This window comes from Enterobacter sp. UPMP2052 (assembly GCF_053709675.1).
Map to the genome: position 1 here is coordinate 78,426 of NZ_JBSKJR010000012.1, position 21,697 is coordinate 100,122.

Here is a 21,697-nt window from a genome sequence, read left to right on the forward strand (position 1 = left end):
CGAAAAGTCAGTTGCTAACTTCGCATGATTCATGCAACGTAATCACCTGTTTGTCAAAGCATCCGGCCTTCAGTACTACAGGCGTACAACATGCAGGGATATAGGGCGGGAAATGAATCGTAGCGCGCGGCGCAAGATGCTCAGGGTGGTAGGGATCATCATGGTAGTTATGCTGCCGGTGATGCTTGCGCTATGGTTTGCCCAGCTCAGAGCCGTGTCGGAGACCACCAGCCAGCTGCGCACCTTTGCCGAACTGGCGCTGGATAAAACCGAGCTGGTGATTCAACAGGTGGATTTAGCCCGGGACGATGCCGAAAAATATCAGGGAGAGCGGTGTACCCCTGCGCATCGTCAATATATGTTGAATGTTGTTCGCGCCCGCCTCTTCGTCGCTGATTTAATTTATGCCGAGGGGCAAAATTTTCTCTGTTCGACCGTATTAACCCCAGACCAGCCTTACGCTATCCCCACCGCCAATTTCATCCGTAAACCCGACGTCGCTATCTATTATTATCGCGATACGCCCTTTTTTCCGGGCTATAAAATGACGTATATGCAGCGGGGAAATTATGTGGTGGTGGTCAATCCGCTTTTTTACAGCGAAGTGATGTCATCCGACCATTCATTGTTGTGGGGGATGTATGACACGGTCACTAATGCATTATTTTCCGTCAGCGCAAAAGCGGATATTTCATTATTAAATTCGGTGATTGGCGATAAGGAATCGGCATTTCAAAAAGATGACCGCTTCTATACGATCGTCAAATCTGAAAAACGACCTATAGCGGCGATTGTGTCGACATCCACTGCCCGCTTTTATGAAACGCTTTATCACCAGGCAACCCTGACGCTGCCGCTGGGCATGATCTGCAGCCTGATTATTCTGCTGGTCTGGTCGCGTACCCACCGTGAATTCAACTCTCCGGGGCGATTGCTCCATCGGGCGCTGAATAAACGCCAGCTTTGCGTGCACTACCAGCCGATTATCGATATTAAAAATAATCAGTGCGTCGGTGCAGAGGCGCTGCTGCGCTGGCCGGGATTTAACGGGCAGGTGATGAGCCCGGCAGAGTTCATCCCGCTGGCTGAAAAAGAGGGGATGATCGAACGCATCACGGACTACGTCGTGGAAGAGGTCTTTAGCGATCTCGGACACTACCTGGCAAACCATCCGCAGCTGTATATCTCGATTAACCTTTCGGCATCGGACTTCCACTCCTCGCGCCTGATCGCCATGATCTCTGACAAGGCCAGATACTTCGCCGTGCGCGCGCAGCAGATCAAAATCGAGGTGACAGAGCGCGGGTTTATCGATGTGCCGAAAACCACGCCGGTGATCCAGGCCTTCCGCCAGGCGGGCTATGAGGTGGCAATCGATGATTTCGGCACCGGCTATTCCAACCTGCACAACCTCTATTCCCTGAACGTCGATATTCTGAAAATTGATAAATCCTTTATCGATACCTTAGCCACCAACAGCACCAGCCACCTGATTGCCGAGCACATCATCGAAATGGCGCAGAGCCTGCGTCTGAAAACCATTGCGGAAGGGGTGGAGACGGCAGAGCAGGTGAGCTGGCTGTTAAAGCGCGGCGTGCAGTATTGTCAGGGATGGCACTTCGCGAAAGCGATGCCGCCGCAGGAGTTTATCTCCTGGCAGCAGCAACCTCTGGGCTAACACGCCTTAGTTCAGCTGGTGGCGATAATCGCTCGGCGTGCGGTCAAATTCGCGGCGGAAGACGCGGGAAAAGGTCTGCTGCGACACGTATCCCAGATCCATCGCGATATCAAAAATGGGCCGCTGCGTAGAGCGTAGCGCCTGCGCCGCCAGCAGTAATCTGCGCTGGCGGATGTACTCACCCAGCGTCTGGTGCATGACGGTGCGGAACATTCTCTGTAAGTACCATTTTGAATAGCCCGACTTCTTTGCGACCACATCAATGTTCAACGGTTGGTCGATATGTTCATCAATCCATTCAATAAGTGTCTGAATAATTTGCTGATGCGACATAAGGTTGCCCCTCTGTAGATACATCTATCTCGGTTAATTCGTCGTTTTCTCTGCGGGGGAGTATAATTCCTCAAGTTAACTTGAGGTAAAGAGGTTTTATGGAAAAGAGATTGCCGCGAATAAAAGCGCTGTTAACCCCCGGAGAAGTGGCTAAGCGAAGCGGCGTGGCGGTATCGGCGCTCCACTTCTATGAAAGCAAAGGGTTAATTAAAAGCATCCGCAATGCGGGCAACCAGCGGCGCTACACCCGCGACGTGCTGCGCTATGTGGCGATTATCAAAATTGCGCAACGCATCGGCATCCCCCTGGCGACCATCGGCGATGCCTTTGGCGTGTTGCCAGAAGGCCACTCCCTTAGCCCAAAAGAGTGGAAGGAGCTGTCATCCCAGTGGCGGGAGGAGCTTGACCGGCGCATCCACACCCTGGTGGCCCTGCGCGATGAACTGGACGGGTGCATTGGCTGCGGGTGTCTGTCGCGCAGCGATTGCCCGTTGCGTAACCCTGGCGACAGGCTGGGCGAGCAGGGCACAGGGGCGCGATTGCTGGAGGAGGAGTGAATGCGTGCGTTCGCCGGGTGGCGCTTCGCTTACCCGGCCTGCGTTTTGCCCGCAATCCTTAATCCCGCAGCCACCACCCGGCAAATTCCCGCACGCATAAAAAAACTAAAGCGCCACAGGAGGGCGCTTTAGTTTATTCCCGGTCTTTGTCTTTCTCTCTATCCCGCTGGTTCACAGGAGGGTTTCCCCCGACATCAGCACCCCTCGTGTCGAGCAAGTTGGGTGAGGTTCCGGTTTGTGCTGACACTTTAATTCTATCCAGGCCCGGCTATTTCGCCAGCGCAGCTGAACGCTTTTTAGCCGAAATTTTTTCGCGATGTTGTTCGATTTTCTATAGTTAAAAGTGATCATTCACAGGAGAAGACGATGCTAAAGGTCCACCATCTTAACCAGTCGCGTTCACATCGGGTCATCTGGGCGCTAGAAGAACTTTCTCTGCCCTATGAGATTGTTCACTACCAGCGTGAAAAGACGATGCTGGCACCCGAGTCGCTCAAAAAAGTGCACCCGCTGGGGAAATCGCCAGTACTGGAAGATAACGGCCTGATTCTGGCGGAATCCGGCGCGATCCTCGAATACCTGCAGGAAACCTACGATGCCGATTCCCGGCTCAAGCCGCAGGATGCCGCCGACAAGGTGCAGTACCGCTTCTGGCTGCATTATGCCGAAGGCTCGCTGATGCCGCTGCTCCTGATGAAGCTGGTTTTCAACAGCCTCGGCAAACCGCCGGTGCCGTTTGGCCTGCGAACGCTGGGTAAAGCGCTGGGGCAGGGGGTACAAAAAGCCTATCTCAACCGCCAGCTGGAAACCCACGCGCGCTTTATCGAATCCCATCTTGCGCAACACAGCTGGTTTGCCGGGGAGACGCTGAGCATGGCCGATATTCAGATGAGCTTCCCGATCTTTGCCCTGCTGTCGCGAGGCGGCATTGACAACCTGCCGCACACCCGGGCGTGGAAAGCGAAAGTTGAGAACCTCCCGGCCTGGCAGAGAACCCTCGAAAAAGGCGGGCCGCTGACCCTTCCCGGTGACGCGTAACTGTTACGAAAATGCGCATCCACGGTAACGTTTGCGCATCCTCTGCTTATTTCTTCGGCGACATACGCGAAAATTAGTCCAAAACGAGAAAGTTCAGTTGAAAAGGGCGGGGATTAGGCTAGATAATCGTTTGCCTTAAATTGACCACCCGTTTTGTAAGCGCGGAGCTAAACGTTTGCTTTTTTTGTGACGCCCCTTTCGTCGCAAACGTAGCACAAGGATTTGACGTTTAGCTGGCAGTGGAGTCTCCACCACGTTTGCAGGCGATCTAAAAAAATTCTCAGGGGATGTTTTCTATGTCTACGCCATCTGCGCGTACCGGCGGTTCGCTTGACGCCATGTTTAAAATTTCTGCGCGCGGCAGCACCGTGCGTCAGGAAGTCGTTGCCGGACTGACCACGTTTCTGGCGATGGTTTACTCCGTCATCGTTGTGCCGGGCATGCTGGGCAAGGTGGGCTTCCCGCCTGCGGCTGTCTTTGTTGCCACCTGCCTCGTGGCGGGCGTTGGCTCTATCGTCATGGGCCTGTGGGCGAACCTGCCGCTGGCTATCGGCTGCGCCATATCGCTGACCGCCTTTACCGCGTTCAGCCTGGTGCTGGGTCAACACATTAGCGTACCGGTTGCCCTCGGCGCCGTGTTCCTGATGGGCGTGCTGTTTACCATTATCTCCGCAACCGGTATTCGTAGCTGGATTTTGCGCAACCTGCCGCAGGGCGTGGCGCACGGCACCGGTATCGGTATCGGCCTGTTCCTGCTGCTGATTGCCGCAAACGGCGTTGGCCTGGTGATCAAGAACCCGCTGGACGGCCTGCCGGTTGCGCTGGGCAACTTCGCCAGCTTCCCGGTGATCATGTCCCTGGTGGGGCTGGCGGTGATTATTGGTCTGGAAAAACTGAAAGTGCCTGGCGGCATTCTGCTGACCATTATCGGTGTGTCCATTGTTGGCCTGATCTTCGACCCGACCGTGCACTTCTCCGGTATTTTTGCCATGCCGTCGCTGAGCGATGACAACGGCAACTCCCTGATTGGCAGCCTGGATATCGTGGGCGCACTGAACCCGGTGATCCTGCCAAGCGTGCTGGCGCTGGTGATGACGGCGGTGTTTGATGCCACCGGGACCATCCGCGCGGTCGCCGGTCAGGCGAACCTGCTGGATAAAGACGGCCAGATTATTGATGGCGGCAAAGCGCTGACGACCGACTCTTTGAGCAGCGTCTTCTCCGGCCTGGTAGGGGCGGCCCCGGCAGCGGTGTACATTGAGTCCGCAGCGGGCACGGCGGCAGGCGGTAAAACCGGCCTGACGGCGATCACCGTGGGCGTGCTGTTCCTGCTGATCCTGTTCCTCTCTCCGCTCTCCTACCTGGTACCTGCTTACGCAACCGCACCGGCGCTGATGTACGTCGGCCTGCTGATGCTGAGCAACGTGGCGAAAATCGACTTTGCCGATTTCGTGGATGCCATGTCAGGCCTCATTACCGCGGTGTTCATCGTGCTGACCTGCAACATCGTGACCGGTATCATGATCGGCTTCGCGTCGCTGGTCATTGGTCGCCTGGTCTCCGGCGAGTGGCGCAAGCTGAACATCGGCACCGTGGTGATCGCCATCGCGCTGGTGGCGTTCTACGCGGGTGGCTGGGCCATCTGATTTGTCTTTTCCTGCGAAAACGGGTGGCTCAGGCCGCCCGTTTTTATTTTCAGAACTCATCTCGTTGCCTTTTGCGTTACTCTGGAGAGGATAGACTGAAAGGCACGACGCCTTTTGAGGTACATAAGCAACACAGCAAACAGGGAACGCATGGAAATCTTTTTCACAATACTCATCATGATCCTGGTGGTTTCGTTATCGGGGGTGGTCACACGCGTACTGCCCTTCCAGCTACCGCTTCCACTTATGCAAATTGCTATCGGCGCGCTGCTGGCGTGGCCGACGTTTGGCCTGCACGTCGAGTTCGACCCCGAACTGTTCCTCGTGCTGTTTATTCCGCCGCTGCTGTTCGCCGATGGCTGGAAAACGCCGACCCGCGAATTCCTTGAGCACGGGCGAGAGATCTTCGGCCTGGCGCTGGCGCTGGTGGTGGTCACCGTGGTCGGGATTGGCTACCTGATCTACTGGACCGTGCCGGGCATTCCGCTTATTCCGGCCTTTGCGCTGGCGGCCGTGCTCTCGCCAACCGATGCCGTGGCGCTGTCCGGCATTGTTGGCGAAGGTCGTATTCCGAAGAAAATCATGGGCATTTTGCAGGGCGAGGCGCTGATGAACGATGCCTCTGGCCTGGTCGCCCTGAAGTTTGCCGTGGCGGTCGCGATGGGGACGATGGTCTTCACCGTGGGCGGCGCGACCATGGAATTCTTTAAGGTGGCGATCGGCGGTATTCTGGCGGGCTTCGTGGTGAGCTGGCTGTATGGCCGTTCGCTGCGCTTCCTCAGCCGCTGGGGCGGCGATGAGCCGGCCACCCAGATTGTGCTGCTGTTTCTGCTGCCGTTTGCCTCTTACCTGATTGCCGAACACATTGGCGTGTCGGGCATTCTGGCGGCGGTCGCGGCGGGGATGACCATCACCCGCTCCGGCGTGATGCGCCGCGCGCCGCTGGCGATGCGTCTGCGCGCCAACAGCACCTGGGCGATGCTGGAATTTGTCTTTAACGGCATGGTGTTCCTGCTGTTGGGCCTGCAGCTGCCGGGCATTCTGGAGTCGTCGCTGGTGGCGGCAGAAGCTGACCCTAACGTCGAAACCTGGATGCTGTTCACCGATATCGTGCTGATCTACCTGGCGCTGATGCTGGTGCGTTTCGGCTGGCTGTGGACGATGAAGAACTTCAGCATGCGCTTCCTGAAGAAAAAGCCGATGGAGTTCGGTTCGTGGTCCACCCGCGAGCTGCTGATCGCCTCCTTTGCGGGCGTGCGCGGGGCGATTACCCTCGCCGGTGTGCTCTCCATTCCGCTGCTGCTGCCCACGGGCGATGTCTTCCCGGCGCGTTACGAGCTTGTCTTCCTGGCGGCGGGCGTGATCCTGTTCTCGCTGTTTGTCGGGGTGATCATGCTGCCGATGCTGCTCCAGCATATTGATGTCGGTGACTCTGGCCAGCAGCACAAAGAGGAGCGGATTGCCCGAGCGGCCACCGCCGAAGTGGCGATTGTGGCGATCCAGAAGATGGAGGAGCGCCTTGCCGCAGACAGCGAAGAGAATATTGATAACCAGCTGCTGACCGAGGTGAGTTCCCGCGTGATCGGTAATTTGCGCCGCCGCGCGGACGGACGTAACGACGTGGAAAGCTCGCTGCAGGAAGAGAACCTGGAGCGCCGGTTCCGCCTGGCGGCGCTGCGCTCCGAGCGCGCCGAGCTGTATCACCTGCGCGCCACGCGCCAGATCAGCAACGAGACGCTGCAAAAGCTGCTGCACGATCTGGATCTGCTGGAAGCGCTGTTGGTAGAGAATCAGTAGCGTTTTGCCCGGTGGCGCTGCGCTTACCGGGCCTACAAGTCCTGTAGGCCGGGTAAGGCGAAGCCGCCACCCGGCTATTCAGGCGGCATCCAACCCCCTCGCAGCATTTCAGGACGAGTAGGCCGATGTGATGGACACCTCCCACCTTACGGCATCATTAGTGCCAGACTGAGGTGTTAACTTCAGTTCCCAGGGGGAGGTGTCCACATGAATATTAAACGTATTGGCCTCGATCTCGCAAAGCTGGTTTTTCAGCTTCATGGCGTTGATCACCATGAACGCGTTGTTCTCCGTAAAACACTGCGCCGTTCACAGATGCTTGTCTTTTTCGCCCAGCTTGAGCCCTGTCTTATTGGTATCGAAGCCTGCGGCTCCTCGCATTACTGGGCCAGAGAGCTGACCCGACTCGGGCACTCTGTCCGTATTATCCCGCCCCAGTTCGTTAAGCCTTATCTGAAGGGCAACAAAAACGATGCCAATGATGCCGAAGCCATCTGTGAGGCCGTCAGCAGGCCCGGTATGCGCTATGTTGCCGTTAAATCTGAGGCGCAGCAGAGCATGCAGGCAGAGCACCGGGTTCGTGCCCGCCTGCTTCGCGACAGAACGGCGCTCAGCAACGAGATACGCGGCATGCTGGGCGAATTTGGCCTTGCGCTTCCTGTCGGGCTTGCCGCGCTCAGACGGGCCCTGCCGGAGATACTTTCTCAGCAGGAACAATGGGATAACCGCTTTATCCGCCTGCTGTGCGAGTTAGCGGAGGAATTGCAGATACTGGATGACCGACTGGCGCGTTACGACCGGCGGCTTAAACAGCTGGCGCAGGAAGATGAGCGTATCAGGCGGCTTAAGGAGATCAGCGGGATTGGCCCGGTAACCGCCAGCGCGCTGGTTGCAGCAGTGGGTGATGCAAGACAGTTTAAAAACGGGCGTGAAATGGCGGCCTGGCTGGGGCTGGTTCCCAGGCAGCACTCAAGCGGCGGAAAAAACCGGCTGGGTCACATCAGTAAGCGGGGTGACAGCTACCTGCGAACGCTGCTGATCCACGGAGCGCGTGCAGTACTGAATGCCTGCGGTAACAAGGAAGACCGTCGAAGCCAGTGGCTGCAGTCAGTGGCAGAAAGACGTAACAGGAATGTCGCAACGGTCGCCATGGCGAACAAAAATGCCCGTATCGCGTGGGCCGTGCTGAGTCGGGAAGAAGAGTATCGCGTGATGTAGGACGGAGCGTTAAGAATGAGAGAGAAGAATAATCCTGTCATGAGATTGCAGAGTCATTAAGCACAGATGTGTAACAGGTAAGACCGACCCCTGAAAACTCCGGTTTACCCGAAGGCTCCCTGCGAAGCAAAGCCGTTAGGCCGAATGGAACCAGGTGTGCAGATAACATCATGGCCAGGCACGACGGTGCCGAAAGAAAGGCCGGATATACGAAAGCATCTTACTCCCGTTACACAAAACATGATTAGTGGCTTGCATAACGGGAGGTGTCCATATACGGGTAAGGCGAAGCCGCCACCCGGCTATTCAGGCGGCATCCAACCCCCTCGCAGCATTTCAGGACGAGTAGGCCGGGTAAGGCGAAGCCGCCACCCGGCTATTCAGGTGGCATCCAAAACCCCTCGCAGCATTTCAGCCACGCCTGTGCGCTGTGCGACAAATAGACCCCTTCGCGCCAAATCATGCCCAGCTGCCAGTGCAGCTCGCTCTCCAGCGGGATCCAGCGCAGGGTGTTTTTATCCAGCCGTTCGCAAATGGGCTGCGGCAGGATCGCAATCCCCACGCCCGCCTGCACCATCGCCGCCAGAAAGTCCCACTGGCCGCTGCGCACCGCGATGCGCGGCTTGACGTTATGCTGCTGAAACAGCGCCATCAACTGGCGGCTGAGCGCGAAATCTTCGTTGTAGATCAAAAGCGGATGCTCGCCGAGCTGCTCGGGTTTCACCGAGTCGATGTGCAGCCATTCACCGGAACGTGGCACCAGCACGCACAGCGGATGGCTGAACAGGGGCAGCGTCGCCAGACCGCTCTCCTCCTCAACCGGCAGCGCCGTCATCGCCACGTCCAGTTCGCCGTTGGTCACGGCCTGCTGCACCGTCAGGCCGCCAAACTCGGCAATTTTAAGCTCCACGCCGGGGTAGCGCTGGCGAAACAGGCTGATGGGCCCGGCCATCATCATGCCGACCATCGGCGGAATGCCCAGGCGCAGCAGCCCCTTCGTCAGGTGATTGATATCACCCAGCTCCGCTTCCAGCTGGCGGAACTCCGCGAGGATCGCCAGCCCGCGCTCAAACACCACGCGCCCGGTGTCGGTCAGCAGAAGCTTGCGCCCGTCGCGGATAAGCAGGGTACAGTTCAGTTCATCTTCAAGGTTTTTTAGCATCTTGCTGATGGTGGGCTGGGTGACAAATAACTTCTCCGCTGCGCGGGTAAAACTTTGCTGGCGAACCACTTCGACAAAATAGCGCAGCGTTCTTATGTCCATGATTATTCCTCGGAACTATACCTTCGATGATTTTAATTCATTTCTGCCCGGGGCGTGCGCCCACTATACTGGCGCTCCGTCTCATTTTTGAGGATATCACCCATGGCCGTGGCGTTAAGCCGTGTTACGCCTGCCGTTGTACATCGACTCCAGGTACCGGTTCAGGTACTGCTTTATGCCGGACTCTTTGTTTTTGCTGAATATCTTGTCGGCTGGCTGCATCTGCCGCTGCCCGCCAATCTGGTGGGGATGGTGCTGATGCTGACGCTCATTCTCTGCCGCATACTTCCCCTGAACTGGGTGCGCGCCGGGGCGCGCTGGCTGCTGGCGGAAATGCTGCTGTTCTTTGTGCCGGCAGTGGTGGCGGTGGTGAACTACGCGCAGCTGCTGATGGTCGACGGCTGGCGTATTTTTGCGGTCATCGCCCTGAGCACGCTGATGGTGCTGGGTGCTACCGCGTGGGTGGTGGATAAAGTGTACCGCTTTGAAATCAGCAGGCAGAAGCATGACTAATTTTCAGATCAGCGTTTTGTGCCTGGTGGCTACCCTGGTTATCTATTTTGCTAACAAGCGGCTGTATCGTCGTTTTCACGCGCTGCCGCTGATGCCGCTGGTGTTCACGCCGATCCTGCTGGTGCTGATGCTGGTGTTCGGGCACATCTCCTGGCAGAACTACATCGGCGAATCCCACTGGCTGCTGTGGCTGCTCGGCCCGGCGACCATCGCCTTTGCGGTGCCGGTGTACGACAACCTCGCGATCATCAAACGCCACTGGATGTCGCTGAGCGCGGGGGTGATGACCGCCACGGTGGTGGCAGTGTGCAGCTCCGTCTGGCTGGCGCGGCTGTTTACCCTTTCCGATGAGATCCAGCGTAGCCTGGCCGTGCGCTCGGTCACCACGCCGTTTGCGCTGGCGGCGGCGAAACCGCTTGGCGGCCAACCGGATCTGGTGGCGCTGTTTGTGGTCGTCACGGGCGTGTTTGGCATGGCGGTTGGCGATATGCTGTTTTTGCGTCTCTCCATCCGGGAAGGGATGGCCAAAGGGGCAGGGTTTGGTGCGGCGTCGCACGGTGCAGGCACGGCGCGGTCGTATGAGCTGGGTCAGCAGGAGGGGGTTGTGGCAAGCCTGGTGATGATGCTTTCGGGCGTGGTGATGGTGCTGATCGCGCCGCTGGTGGCGTGGGTGATGTTTTAACTCCCCGGCCCTGCGGCCGGGGAGGGAGGCTTAGTGCGCGCGGCCCTGTTCTACACCCAGGCCGGTTTGTGAGCGGATAAACTGGGTGCGGAATTTCTCGCGTTCTAGGTTGCCCTCCGGTGAGTTGTCCGTCGCCGAGAACAACCAGATACCGATAAACGCCACGGCGATAGAGAACAGCGCCGGGTATTCATACGGGAAGATGGCGCTTTCGTGACCGAGGATCTGCACCCAAATCGTCGGGCCGAGGATCATCAAAATCACCGCCGTCAGCAGCCCCAGCCAACCGCCAATCATTGCCCCACGGGTGGTCAGCTTCGACCAGTACATGGAGAGCAGAATGATTGGGAAGTTACAGCTTGCCGCAATTGAGAAGGCCAGCCCCACCATAAAGGCGATGTTCTGTTTCTCGAACAAAATCCCCAGCAGGATCGCCACCACGCCCAGTACCAGCACGGTGATTTTGGACACTTTCAGCTCGTCGCGTTCGCTTGCCCCTTTGCGGATCACGTTGGCATAGAGATCGTGTGAAACCGCCGATGCCCCGGCCAACGTCAGCCCGGCGACCACCGCCAGGATGGTGGCAAAGGCCACGGCGGAGATAAAGCCGAGGAACAGGTTACCGCCCACCGCGTCGGCCAGATGCACTGCCGCCATGTTGTTACCGCCAATCAGCGCGCCCGCCGCGTCCTTGAACGCCGGATTCGCCCCCACCAGCATGATGGCGCCAAAGCCGATGATAAAGGTCAGGATATAGAAGTAGCCCATAAACCCGGTGGCGTAGAAGACGCTCTTACGCGCTTCACGCGCGTCTGCCACCGTGAAGAAGCGCATCAGGATGTGCGGCAGGCCCGCCGTACCGAACATCAACCCGAGGCCGAGCGAAAGGGCAGAGATAGGGTCTTTCACCAGCCCGCCCGGGCTCATGATCGCTTCCCCTTTCGGGTGCACCGCCATCGCTTCGGTGAACAGGTTATTGAAGCTGAAACCGACGTGCTTCATCACCATAAAGGCCATAAAGCTTGCGCCAAACAGCAGCAGCACTGCTTTGATGATCTGCACCCATGTCGTGGCGAGCATGCCGCCAAACAGAACGTACATCACCATCAGCACGCCGACCAGCACCACCGCAACGTGGTAGTTCAGGCCGAACAGCAGTTCAATCAGTTTGCCTGCGCCAACCATCTGCGCAATCAGGTACAGCGCCACGACCACCAGCGAGCCGCAGGCGGAGAGGGTGCGAATAGGCCCCTGTTTCAGGCGATACGATGCCACGTCGGCGAAGGTGTAGCGCCCGAGGTTGCGCAAACGCTCGGCAATCAGGAACAGAATGATCGGCCAGCCCACCAGGAAGCCGAGGGAGTAAATCAGGCCGTCATAGCCGGAGGTGTAAACCAGGGCAGAAATGCCAAGGAACGACGCGGCAGACATAAAGTCACCCGCAATCGCCAGCCCGTTCTGAAAACCGGTAATGTTGCCGCCCGCGGTGTAGTAATCGTTACGCGAGCGCACGCGCTTCGACGCCCAGTAGGTGATGTACAGGGTCAGCAGCACGAAGATCAGGAACATGATGATCGCCTGCCAGTTGGTCGGCTGGCGCTGCACGTCGCCGGTCAGGGCATCCGCAGCCTGGGCTGCAAAGGGAAGTGTGGCGGCAAGCGCCGTCAGGACTCGCTTCATGATGCTTTTACCTCGCGCAGAACGGCCTTGTTAAGACGATCGAATTCCCCGTTCGCGCGCCAGACGTACACGCCGGTCAGGACAAACGAAATGACAATCACGCCGATACCAATCGGAATGCCGCGCGTGACGCTGGTGCCCGCGTGCAGCGGCGTGCCGAGCCAGTGCGGGGCAAAGGCGATCAGTAAGATAAAGCCGACGTAGATAATCAGCATGATGATGGAAAGTAAGAAGGCAAACCGTTGCCGTTTTTCGACGAGCTCCCTGTAGTGCGCACTGTTCTCTATCTGCTGACAAATATCGTTATTCATCACAGAGTCTCCAAAGGTAAGGTTGGTTTGTTTTTGTCCCCTCTCCCTGAGGGAGAGGGTTAGGGTGAGGGTGAAGGAAGGAGCGGTCTGATGCCCTCACCCCCGCCCTCTCCCACGGGGAGAGGGAGAAAATTACGAAGGCATTGCGATGGCCTGCTTCTCTTCGAGCAGTTTGTCCACCACGCCAGGATCGGCAAGCGTTGAGGTATCGCCGAGGTTGCTGGTATCGCCCGCCGCAATTTTGCGCAGAATACGGCGCATGATCTTGCCGGAGCGGGTTTTCGGCAGCGAGTCGGTCCAGTGCAGAACATCCGGCGTGGCAAGCGGGCCAATCTCTTTACGCACCCAGTTGCGCACCTCGGCATACAGCTCTGGCGACGGTTCTTCGCCGTGGTTCAGCGTGACGTAGGCATAAATCGCCTGGCCCTTAATGTTGTGCGGGATCCCGACAACTGCGGCTTCAGCAATTTTCGGATGGGACACCAGCGCGGATTCGATTTCTGCCGTGCCCAGACGGTGGCCGGAGACGTTCAGCACGTCATCCACGCGCCCGGTGATCCAGTAGTAACCGTCTTCGTCACGCCGTGCGCCGTCGCCGCTGAAATACATGTTTTTAAAGGTGGAGAAGTAGGTCTGCTCGAAGCGCTCATGATCGCCAAACAGGGTGCGGGCCTGGCCAGGCCAGGAATCGGTGATCACCAGGTTGCCCTCGGTGGCGCCCTCAAGCGGGTTACCTTCGTTATCCACCAGCGCCGGCTGCACGCCGAAGAACGGACGCGTTGCCGACCCCGCTTTCAGCGGCGTGGCTCCCGGTAGCGGGGTGATCATAAACCCGCCGGTTTCGGTCTGCCACCAGGTATCCATCACCGGGCATTTCTCGTTGCCGATCTTCTTCCAGTACCACTCCCAGGCTTCCGGGTTAATCGGCTCGCCCACGGAACCCAGAATGCGCAGCGAAGAGCGGTCGGTGCCTTCAATCGCCTTATCCCCTTCCGCCATCAGGGCGCGGATCGCCGTAGGGGCGGTATAGAGAATGTTAACCTGATGTTTGTCGACCACCTGGCACATGCGCGCCGGGGTCGGCCAGTTTGGCACGCCCTCGAACATCAGGGTGGTGGCCCCGCAGGCCAGCGGGCCGTACAGCAGGTAGCTGTGGCCGGTGACCCAGCCTACGTCGGCGGTACACCAGTAAATGTCGCCCGGATGGTAATCGAACACATACTTGAAGGTGGTCGCCGCGTAAACCAGATAGCCCCCGGTGGTGTGCAGCACGCCCTTCGGCTTGCCGGTCGACCCGGAGGTATAAAGGATAAACAGCGGATCTTCCGCGTTCATCTCTTCTGGCTGATGCTGGTCGCTGGCGTTCGCCATCAGGTCGCTCCACCACAGGTCGCGTCCTTCGTGCCAGTCGATGTTGCCGCCGGTACGTTTAAACACGATAACGTTGCTGATGGTTTTAACGTTCGGGTTTTTCAGCGCCTCATCGACGTTTTTCTTCAGCGGAATGCCGCGCCCGGCGCGTACGCCTTCATCGGCGGTGATCATAAGCTTAGAGCTGGAGTCGATGATGCGCCCGGCCACTGCTTCAGGCGAAAAGCCGCCGAAAATAACGGAGTGGATCGCGCCGATACGCGCGCAGGCCAGCATCGCCACGGCCGCTTCCGGGACCATAGGCATATAAATCGCCACAACGTCGCCTTTTTTGATGCCCTGGTCCAGCAGCACGTTGGCAAAGCGGCACACGTCGCGGTGCAGTTCATTATAGGTAATGTGTTTACTCTGAGAAGCGTCGTCGCCTTCCCAGATGATGGCCGTTTCATTGCCGCGCTCGGCAAGGTGGCGATCCAGGCAGTTTGCCGCCAGGTTTAGCGTGCCGTCTTCATACCATTTAATGGAGACGTTATCCGGCGCGAAGGAGGTGTTTTTCACCTTCTGATAGGGCGTGATCCAGTCAAGAATATGACCCTGCTCACCCCAGAACGCATCCGGGCTGGTGATGGATTGCTGATACTTCTCGTGGTACTGCTCGGGGCTTATCAGGCAACGGTCCGCAATGTTTGCGGGAATGTCGTGTTTGTGTACTTGGCTCATGGCTTTTTTTCTCCTTGTAAGATGTTAATAATATGTCGCAAAAACGTTAAGAGTAGGGGCTTTACAAGCTTTGTTTAGGATTTGGGCGGCAGATCACGCATTGTCTGACCAGGTTGAAAAATGAGCGAATGACACTTTGAAGGGAAATAATTTACGCGAAAGATTATTCACATTTAGTTGGAAAAAAGCGTTTTTATAACAAAAGGTTATTTATAAGAATTATTACAAATTCGCGTCATAGACCCTTTTTGTAGTGAAAAGCCTCGTTCTTTAAGGCTTGCGCAGCATGCCGTGCAAATGATACTCATACGGCGCGTTAAAAAATCCCATAAACCAACGCAACACAATTCATACCCTTTCAGTATGTCCCCATTTTCATGCAGTTCTGATGGAGTGGAGATTTCATTGAGGAAGTCTGTTTTTATGAAAAATTTGAAAGTCAGCCTGGCCTGGCAGATCCTGCTGGCCCTTGTGCTGGGCATCTTACTGGGCAGTTACCTCCATTATCATAGCGACAGCCGCGAGTGGCTGATTGCGAACCTGCTCTCCCCGGCAGGCGACATATTTATTCATCTGATCAAGATGATTGTCGTCCCGATTGTGATCTCGACGCTGGTGGTCGGTATTGCAGGCGTGGGTGATGCGAAGCAGCTGGGCCGTATCGGCGCTAAAACCATCATCTATTTCGAAGTGATCACGACGGTCGCCATTATTCTGGGTATCACCCTGGCGAACGTGTTTCAGCCCGGCTCCGGGATTGATATGTCGCAACTGGCGACGGTGGATATTTCGAAATACCAAAGTACAACCGCTGATGTGCAGAGCCATGCCCATGGGCTGATGGGCACTATTCTTTCGCTGGTGCCAACCAACATCGTGGCGTCTATGGCGAAGGGCGAGATGCTGCCGATCATCTTCTTCTCGGTATTGTTTGGTCTGGGGCTTTCTTCCCTGCCTGCGACCCACCGTGAACCGCTGGTGACCGTCTTCCGCTCTATCTCTGAAACCATGTTCAAAGTGACCCACATGGTGATGCGCTACGCGCCGGTCGGGGTATTTGCGCTGATCGCCGTGACCGTGGCGAACTTTGGCTTCGCCTCACTGTGGCCGCTGGCGAAACTGGTGATTCTGGTGCACTTCGCGATCCTGTTCTTCGCGCTGGTGGTGCTGGGCCTCGTGGCGCGCCTGTGCGGGCTGAGCATCTGGATCCTGATCCGTATCCTGAAAGACGAGCTGATTCTGGCGTACTCTACGGCCAGCTCTGAAAGCGTGCTGCCGCGTATTATTGAGAAGATGGAGGCCTACGGTGCCCCGGCGTCTATTACCAGCTTTGTGGTGCCGACCGGTTACTCCTTTAACCTCGATGGCTCAACGCTCTATCAAAGTATTGCGGCAATCTTTATCGCGCAGCTGTACGGAATTGACCTCTCCCTGTGGCAGGAAATCGTGCTGGTGCTGACCTTAATGGTCACCTCAAAAGGTATCGCCGGTGTGCCGGGGGTGTCGTTTGTGGTGCTGCTGGCGACGCTGGGCAGCGTCGGTATTCCGCTGGAAGGCCTGGCGTTTATTGCCGGCGTCGACCGTATCCTCGACATGGCGCGTACCGCGCTGAACGTGGTGGGTAATGCGCTGGCGGTGCTGGTGATCGCCAAGTGGGAACACAAGTTTGACCGTAAGAAAGCGCTGGCGTATGAACGCGATGTGCTGGGTCGATTTGATAAGACGGCAGATCAGTAACATCCTAAGCCCGGTGGCGCTGCGCTACCGGGCCTACGGATTTGTTGGCCGGGTAAGGCGAAGCCGCCCCCGGCATTTACTCCCCGCTCAATGCATCAAACTCCTCGCATCCCGTATCAAACCCTTCAGTACAGCTCAGGTTTAACCAGTACAGCGCCTTCTGTTTGTTTGGCGTGATAAAGCCTTTTTCGCCCTGCTGGAACAGCATTCCCGCCCAGTACTCAGCGTAACCCGTCCGCGACAGCGAGGAGCTGCGCTTAAACCAGGAGGCGGCTTTAACGTCATCCTGCGCCACCTCAACGCCGTTGGCATAAATCAGCCCCAGCAGCATTTGCGCATCAACGGCCGAATCGCTTTCTATATCCCCGGTAGCACCCTCCAGAAGCTGAATCGCCTGCGGATAATCGGGTTTACCCGCCTGGATGTTCACCAGCAGACGCGCCAGCATAATCGCACCGCGTTTACTGCCCGCGATGGTGGCCTGCTGCGCCAGGGCTTTGGCCTGAGCGTATTCCCCCTGGGAAAAATGGATCTGTGACAGCAACCCCATGGCGTCGACGTCTCCGCCTTTTGCCGCTTTTTCAGCCCACAGCGCCGCCTGTGTGCTGTCGCCGGAACTGAACCAGGTGTCGGCCAGATAATACTGGGCGCGCGCGTCGCCCGCTTCGGCCTGCTGCCTGTACTGACTGCCAATCTCATCGGCATGGGCAAGCGAGGTAAATACAAGCAACAACAGTAAAATGGGTTTCATGGATTCTTATCAGTAAGGTACATAGCGCGCAGTATAATCGCGGTCACAAAAGAAAAAAACGGGTGCATTAAGACCTCAGCATCCTACAAGCCGGGCGGAACGGCTGTTCCGCCCGATGAGGTTAGCCTGAAATACAGGCTAATTTCGCCGCCACCTCCTGATGTTCACTCTTTATTGTGAGTTCGCATAACTTGCCGCGATTAATAAAGGCGAATATCACTATAGTCAGGCAAATAATTGAAACAATGCCTAACGCAGCTTTTAATGGCGTCATGCCTTTTACTCCTTGTCAAAAAAAGAATAAGAGGCTACCCTCAACTTGTTGGTAGTTGGGGAGGGTAGCCTCGGGTAAATGCAAATTTCCCGGGGCTCTCCACTTTCTGTCCCTCAACAATGCTCAAGACAGAAAGTCTTAAGCACCCGCCGCCTATCTTATCCTTATGAATTGAAATGCAAAGATGTAATTCTTTTTGGCGCAAATTACATTATTTTGCGAGACGCCTTCCGGGTTAAATATATTTAAATATAATGAGTGTATTTAAAATAAAAAGGGGATGAATATATCATCCCCTTTATTCACCGTTTAATTAACGGCTTCACCCCATCGCGCTTTCGCGCAGCCGGGCTTTCAGCTTCGTATATTCGTCAATCACATAGCGTTCAGCGGCGTGCTGATCGGCAATGGGATCTACGCGCACGGCGCAGTATTTATACTCCGGTGTTTTGGTTATCGGGCTGAGGTTCTCCGTCACCAGTTCGTTACAGGCGCCGATCCACCACTGGTAGGTCATATAGACCGCCCCTTTGTTCGGCCTGTCGCTGACCTGCGCACGGGTAATGATCCGCCCCTTACGCGAGCTTACCCACACCAGCGCTTCATCTTCAATGCCCAGACGCTCGGCGTCGGCAGTGTTGATCTGCGCATAGCCGGGCTCATCTGCCAGCGCGGCGAGCGCAGCACAGTTGCCGGTCATTGAACGGCAGGAGTAGTGGCCCACCTCACGCACCGTGGAGAGCACCATCGGATACTCGTCGGTGAGTTTATCGACAGGCGCGACCCAGTCGCAGGTGAAGAACTGCGCCAGCCCGTTCGGGGTGTCGAACTTCTCTTCAAAGAGATACGACGTGCCCTGATCGGCGTCTGACTCATCACGGCACGGCCACTGGATGTACCCCAGCTCACCCATTTTTTCATAGGTGGCACCGGTGAAGTCCGGACACAGATTTCGCAGCTCGTCCCAGATCTCCTGCGTGTTGTTGTAGTGCATTGGATAACCCATGCGGGTGGCAATTTCGCTGATGATCTGCCAGTCCGTTTTCAGGTCCCACTTTGGCTCTACCGCTTTGAAGAAGCGCTGGAAGCCGCGATCCGCTGCGGTGTAGACACCTTCATGCTCGCCCCAGGAGGTCGACGGTAAAATCACATCCGCCGCGGCCGCCGTTTTGGTCATAAAGATGTCCTGCACAATCACCAGCTCAAGATCCTCAAACCCTTTGCGCACTGCGGACAGCTCGGCGTCGGTCTGGAGCGGATCTTCGCCCATAATATAGGCCGCGCGCACTTCGCCGTGCGCCGCGCGGTGCGGCAGCTCGCTGATGCGATAGCCGGTGTGCTCAGGCAGGCTCTTCACGCCCCAGGCCTTCGCAAACTTCGCGCGGTTTTCCGGGTCTTTCACGTACTGATAGCCCGGATAGGTATCCGGCAGCGCTCCCATATCACACGCGCCCTGCACGTTGTTCTGCCCACGCACCGGGTTTACGCCGACGTGCGCTTTGCCGAGGTTGCCGGTCAGCATCGCGAGGCTGGTCAGCGAACGCACGGTTTCCACGCCCTGATAGAACTGGGTAACGCCCATGCCCCACAGGATAGCTGCGGTTTTTGCCCCCGCGTACATCCGCGCGGCCTGGCGAATTTCCTGCGCGCTGACGCCGGTTATCGCTTCAACCGACTCTGGCGTATAGCCTTCGACAATTTTCCGGTACTCTTCAAAGCCCTCTGTACGGCTGGCGACAAACGCCTGGTCGTAGAGATTTTCCTCAATGATGACGTGCCCCATCGCATTCAGCAGCGCGATATTCGAGCCGTTTTTCAGCGCGATGTGCATATCCGCGATGCGTGCAGTTTCGATTTTACGCGGATCGCAGACGATGATTTTCGCCCCGTTGCGCTTCGCGTTAATCACGTGATTGGCGACGATAGGGTGAGAATCCGCCGGGTTATAGCCAAAGATAAACACCAGATCGGTGTTATCTATTTCGTTAATCGCATTACTCATTGCGCCGTTACCGACCGACTGGTGCAGACCTGCAACCGATGGGCCGTGTCAAACGCGCGCGCAGCAGTCGACGTTATTGGTACCAATAACGGCGCGTGCGAATTTTTGCATCACATAGTTGGTTTCATTCCCTGTCCCGCGCGACGAGCCGGTGGTCTGAATGGCATCCGGACCGTACTTGGCTTTGATGGCGCTCAGGCGCGTGGCGACGTAGTCCAGCGCCTCGTCCCAGGAGACGGATTCCAGCCTGCCACCGCGCTCGCGGCGGATCATGGGGGTTTTCAGGCGCGGGGTAAGGATCTGGGTATCGTTAATAAAATCCCAGCCATAGTAGCCTTTCAGGCACAGCGTCCCCTGGTTGGTTTTCCCCTGTGCTGCCTCCGCCCGGACGATTTTGCCGTTATCGACCACCAGGTGGATCTTGCAACCTGAGGCACAATAAGGACACACCGTGACGACTTTTTTCATCAGTCTGCTCCCGTTAGTCAATTCTTTCGCAGTGACTATGCAGCTTCTATGCCATGTTTTTGATGTGGGTATTGCCTGACGCTACGGGCGATGTGTCGTCAGAACCCTGACGAAAAGCGGCCAATCGTCAAAATTGACGTGTCGAACGGGCCGTGGATGTGACATGGATAGACGTCAACTAACTGGAAAACGCCACCATCAACCTGGTGATGAACACCCGCGACGCAATGCAAGGCAAAGCGGCCTGATTAACATTCGGACTTAGACCAGCGTGTGCCCCGTAACGGCAGGATGTTTTAATTACTGCGTAAGCCGTTTACGCGGGTGCAACTGGCGCAGGCGCTGCGGAAGGTGATGGTAATGTAAGTTATTCCACACCTTTCAGAATTCAACACCTGTTTCGGCTATTTACAGTGACATTTCTCCATGCAACCATCCTGTTTAACCTTAAATTAAATCAGGTCTTTGTTATGGATAACTGGCTGGCGCTTTTTGACGGGCAGACCCGCTATTTTCTGGATATTACTGACAGTCCGGTAAAACCGGACGTCCTGCGCTTTCGCGGCAGGGAAGCACTGAGCGAGCCGTTTAAATGGGACATCGAATTTACCTCCCAGCAGGCGAACATTCCCCCGGAAGACGTGCTGATGAAATATGCTTCTTTCCGGATGCGCAGCGGCAAAACTGTTCACGGCGTTGTCACCCGCCTGGAATGGCTCTCCACCACCGCCGACCAGTCCCTCTACCGGCTCAGGCTTAGTTCCCGCCTGGCCCTGCTGGAGCACACCCGCCAGTGTCGTGTTTTTCAGAACCAGTCGGTGCCGGAGGTGGTGGAGCAGGTGCTGCGTAGACACGGGCTGGAAGGCCCTGATTTTGAGTTTCGCCTGACGCGCATCTATCCGGCGCGAGAAATTATCACTCAGTGGCGGGAAACGGACCTGGAGTTTATCCAGCGCATTCTGTCCGAGGTGGGCATTTACTGGCGCACGGAGATGGATAACACCCGCGAGCTGGATACGTTTATTTTTGCCGACAGCCAGGTGAGCTACCAGTTTGATGTGCGCCTGCCGTACCGCGAGCCGTCGGGCCTGTTCGACGGCGCGGCGGAATCGGTCTGGGATGTGCGGACCTGGTACAAGGTGATTCCCGGGACCGTCGCGACGCGGGACTACAACTACCGCACCGCCACCACGCCAATGGATGCGGCGGTTAGCGTGCGTAATGATGCGGTCACCACCGGAGAGCACTACCGCTACGCCGCCCCGTACCGCGAGGCGGGTGATGACACCAGCCCGGAGCCGGAAACCGAATCCGGGGCGTTTTATGCGCGAATCCATCACGAGCGGGAGCTGAACAAATCGGCCCGTATTCACCTGTTCAGCAATGCCTCTGGTCTCACCCCCGGGCAGGTGCTGGAGCCGCAGGGGGATGTCATTACGGCCCTGAAAGAGGGCGTCGTTCTCACCCTGGTGACATTCCGGGGCGCACGCGATTCCCGTCTGCACGTGTCGGTATGGGGGATGCCTTACACCGAACGCTGGTGCTTCCGCCCGACTGAAATCCCGCGTCCTGAAATCCACGGGACCCTTCCGGCAAGAGTCGAGAGCCGGGAAAAGAACGACATTTACGCGTACCTGGATGACCAGGGGCGCTACCG

At 57.0% G+C, this 21,697-nt stretch carries 18 protein-coding genes; 10 read left to right on the forward strand and 8 right to left on the reverse strand.

The window, feature by feature from the left end; all coding sequences use genetic code 11:
- The first annotated feature begins 112 nt into the window (after nucleotides 1-112).
- The gene (locus ACWKX3_RS20900) at nucleotides 113-1,678 is read left to right on the forward strand and encodes an EAL domain-containing protein (protein WP_137273353.1); all 1,566 of its coding nucleotides are present in this window, start codon (nucleotides 113-115) and stop codon (nucleotides 1,676-1,678) included.
- 6 nt (nucleotides 1,679-1,684) lie between these two features.
- On the opposite strand, the gene soxS is transcribed toward ACWKX3_RS20900, so the two are convergent.
- A complete protein-coding gene (gene soxS / locus ACWKX3_RS20905) occupies nucleotides 1,685-2,011 on the reverse strand; it encodes a superoxide response transcriptional regulator SoxS (protein WP_013095071.1) in 327 nt (108 codons plus the stop codon).
- A 98-nt stretch (nucleotides 2,012-2,109) separates the two neighbouring features.
- Between soxS and soxR the strand changes: the two genes are divergently transcribed.
- From soxR to ACWKX3_RS20930, 5 genes are all read left to right on the forward strand, one after another.
- A complete protein-coding gene (soxR, locus tag ACWKX3_RS20910; protein ID WP_006177388.1) occupies nucleotides 2,110-2,568 on the forward strand; it encodes a redox-sensitive transcriptional activator SoxR in 459 nt (152 codons plus the stop codon).
- Between the two features lie 366 nt (nucleotides 2,569-2,934).
- A complete protein-coding gene (locus tag ACWKX3_RS20915; protein WP_101736853.1) occupies nucleotides 2,935-3,606 on the forward strand; it encodes a glutathione S-transferase family protein in 672 nt (223 codons plus the stop codon).
- 296 nt (nucleotides 3,607-3,902) lie between these two features.
- Nucleotides 3,903-5,252, forward strand: a complete 1,350-nt coding sequence (gene ghxP / locus ACWKX3_RS20920; protein ID WP_454542372.1) for a guanine/hypoxanthine transporter GhxP — start codon at nucleotides 3,903-3,905, stop codon at nucleotides 5,250-5,252.
- Nucleotides 5,253-5,402: 150 nt separating this feature from the next.
- Nucleotides 5,403-7,049 (forward strand): Na+/H+ antiporter, encoded by a 1,647-nt coding sequence (locus ACWKX3_RS20925; protein WP_006177379.1) that lies wholly within the window; start codon nucleotides 5,403-5,405, stop codon nucleotides 7,047-7,049.
- Nucleotides 7,050-7,256: 207 nt separating this feature from the next.
- Nucleotides 7,257-8,267, forward strand: a complete 1,011-nt coding sequence (locus ACWKX3_RS20930; protein WP_454542373.1) for an IS110 family transposase — start codon at nucleotides 7,257-7,259, stop codon at nucleotides 8,265-8,267.
- Nucleotides 8,268-8,643: 376 nt separating this feature from the next.
- Here ACWKX3_RS20930 and ACWKX3_RS20935 read toward each other — a convergent pair whose 3' ends face one another.
- The gene (locus ACWKX3_RS20935) at nucleotides 8,644-9,531 is read right to left on the reverse strand and encodes a LysR family transcriptional regulator (RefSeq protein WP_006177375.1); all 888 of its coding nucleotides are present in this window, start codon (nucleotides 9,529-9,531) and stop codon (nucleotides 8,644-8,646) included.
- Nucleotides 9,532-9,633: 102 nt separating this feature from the next.
- On the opposite strand from ACWKX3_RS20935, the gene ACWKX3_RS20940 reads away from it, so the two are divergent.
- The gene (locus tag ACWKX3_RS20940; RefSeq protein WP_454542374.1) at nucleotides 9,634-10,044 is read left to right on the forward strand and encodes a CidA/LrgA family protein; all 411 of its coding nucleotides are present in this window, start codon (nucleotides 9,634-9,636) and stop codon (nucleotides 10,042-10,044) included.
- A complete protein-coding gene (locus ACWKX3_RS20945; protein ID WP_006177372.1) occupies nucleotides 10,037-10,726 on the forward strand; it encodes an LrgB family protein in 690 nt (229 codons plus the stop codon). Before ACWKX3_RS20940 ends, ACWKX3_RS20945 begins: the two co-directional genes overlap by 8 nt.
- Nucleotides 10,727-10,756: 30 nt before the next feature.
- Here ACWKX3_RS20945 and actP read toward each other — a convergent pair whose 3' ends face one another.
- The 3 genes from actP to acs form a co-directional block, all read right to left on the reverse strand.
- Nucleotides 10,757-12,406 carry a cation/acetate symporter ActP gene (gene actP / locus ACWKX3_RS20950; RefSeq protein ID WP_454542375.1) on the reverse strand — a complete coding sequence of 550 codons (1,650 nt, stop codon included), beginning with the start codon at nucleotides 12,404-12,406 and terminating at the stop codon, nucleotides 10,757-10,759.
- Entirely contained in the window at nucleotides 12,403-12,717 is a 315-nt protein-coding gene (locus tag ACWKX3_RS20955; protein WP_006177369.1) for a DUF485 domain-containing protein, read from the reverse strand. Before ACWKX3_RS20955 ends, actP begins: the two co-directional genes overlap by 4 nt.
- Before the next feature lie 132 nt (nucleotides 12,718-12,849).
- Nucleotides 12,850-14,808, reverse strand: a complete 1,959-nt coding sequence (gene acs, locus ACWKX3_RS20960; RefSeq protein WP_454542376.1) for an acetate--CoA ligase — start codon at nucleotides 14,806-14,808, stop codon at nucleotides 12,850-12,852.
- 423 nt (nucleotides 14,809-15,231) lie between these two features.
- Here acs and gltP point away from each other — a divergent pair, with 423 nt between their 5' ends.
- Complete coding sequence (gltP, locus tag ACWKX3_RS20965; RefSeq protein WP_006177367.1) at nucleotides 15,232-16,545, forward strand: glutamate/aspartate:proton symporter GltP; 1,314 nt, start codon at nucleotides 15,232-15,234, stop codon at nucleotides 16,543-16,545.
- A gap of 76 nt (nucleotides 16,546-16,621) precedes the next feature.
- On the opposite strand, the gene ACWKX3_RS20970 is transcribed toward gltP, so the two are convergent.
- The 3 genes from ACWKX3_RS20970 to fdhF all read right to left on the reverse strand — a co-directional run bounded on the left by ACWKX3_RS20970 (nucleotide 16,622) and on the right by fdhF (nucleotide 20,040).
- Complete coding sequence (locus ACWKX3_RS20970; RefSeq protein ID WP_454542377.1) at nucleotides 16,622-17,296, reverse strand: tetratricopeptide repeat protein; 675 nt, start codon at nucleotides 17,294-17,296, stop codon at nucleotides 16,622-16,624.
- Nucleotides 17,297-17,417: 121 nt separating this feature from the next.
- Nucleotides 17,418-17,570 carry a Hok/Gef family protein gene (locus ACWKX3_RS20975; protein WP_006177364.1) on the reverse strand — a complete coding sequence of 51 codons (153 nt, stop codon included), beginning with the start codon at nucleotides 17,568-17,570 and terminating at the stop codon, nucleotides 17,418-17,420.
- A gap of 322 nt (nucleotides 17,571-17,892) precedes the next feature.
- Nucleotides 17,893-20,040 (reverse strand): formate dehydrogenase subunit alpha, encoded by a 2,148-nt coding sequence (gene fdhF, locus ACWKX3_RS20980; protein WP_282484807.1) that lies wholly within the window; start codon nucleotides 20,038-20,040, stop codon nucleotides 17,893-17,895.
- A 470-nt stretch (nucleotides 20,041-20,510) separates the two neighbouring features.
- On the opposite strand from fdhF, the gene ACWKX3_RS20985 reads away from it, so the two are divergent.
- Nucleotides 20,511-21,697 (forward strand): type VI secretion system Vgr family protein (locus tag ACWKX3_RS20985; protein ID WP_454542378.1); only part of this gene is annotated, 1,187 nt, incomplete at its 3' end.

Bases quoted from the DNA above. Each gene is read 5' to 3' on its own strand.
- ACWKX3_RS20900 (WP_137273353.1), top strand. From the start codon at position 113: ATGAATCGTAGCGCGCGGCGCAAGATGCTCAGGGTGGTAGGGATCATC.
- soxS (WP_013095071.1), bottom strand. From the start codon at position 2,011: ATGTCGCATCAGCAAATTATTCAGACACTTATTGAATGGATTGATGAA.
- soxR (WP_006177388.1), top strand. From the start codon at position 2,110: ATGGAAAAGAGATTGCCGCGAATAAAAGCGCTGTTAACCCCCGGAGAA.
- ACWKX3_RS20915 (WP_101736853.1), top strand. From the start codon at position 2,935: ATGCTAAAGGTCCACCATCTTAACCAGTCGCGTTCACATCGGGTCATC.
- ghxP (WP_454542372.1), top strand. From the start codon at position 3,903: ATGTCTACGCCATCTGCGCGTACCGGCGGTTCGCTTGACGCCATGTTT.
- ACWKX3_RS20925 (WP_006177379.1), top strand. From the start codon at position 5,403: ATGGAAATCTTTTTCACAATACTCATCATGATCCTGGTGGTTTCGTTA.
- ACWKX3_RS20930 (WP_454542373.1), top strand. From the start codon at position 7,257: ATGAATATTAAACGTATTGGCCTCGATCTCGCAAAGCTGGTTTTTCAG.
- ACWKX3_RS20935 (WP_006177375.1), bottom strand. From the start codon at position 9,531: ATGGACATAAGAACGCTGCGCTATTTTGTCGAAGTGGTTCGCCAGCAA.
- ACWKX3_RS20940 (WP_454542374.1), top strand. From the start codon at position 9,634: ATGGCCGTGGCGTTAAGCCGTGTTACGCCTGCCGTTGTACATCGACTC.
- ACWKX3_RS20945 (WP_006177372.1), top strand. From the start codon at position 10,037: ATGACTAATTTTCAGATCAGCGTTTTGTGCCTGGTGGCTACCCTGGTT.
- actP (WP_454542375.1), bottom strand. From the start codon at position 12,406: ATGAAGCGAGTCCTGACGGCGCTTGCCGCCACACTTCCCTTTGCAGCC.
- ACWKX3_RS20955 (WP_006177369.1), bottom strand. From the start codon at position 12,717: ATGAATAACGATATTTGTCAGCAGATAGAGAACAGTGCGCACTACAGG.
- acs (WP_454542376.1), bottom strand. From the start codon at position 14,808: ATGAGCCAAGTACACAAACACGACATTCCCGCAAACATTGCGGACCGT.
- gltP (WP_006177367.1), top strand. From the start codon at position 15,232: ATGAAAAATTTGAAAGTCAGCCTGGCCTGGCAGATCCTGCTGGCCCTT.
- ACWKX3_RS20970 (WP_454542377.1), bottom strand. From the start codon at position 17,296: ATGAAACCCATTTTACTGTTGTTGCTTGTATTTACCTCGCTTGCCCAT.
- ACWKX3_RS20975 (WP_006177364.1), bottom strand. From the start codon at position 17,570: ATGACGCCATTAAAAGCTGCGTTAGGCATTGTTTCAATTATTTGCCTG.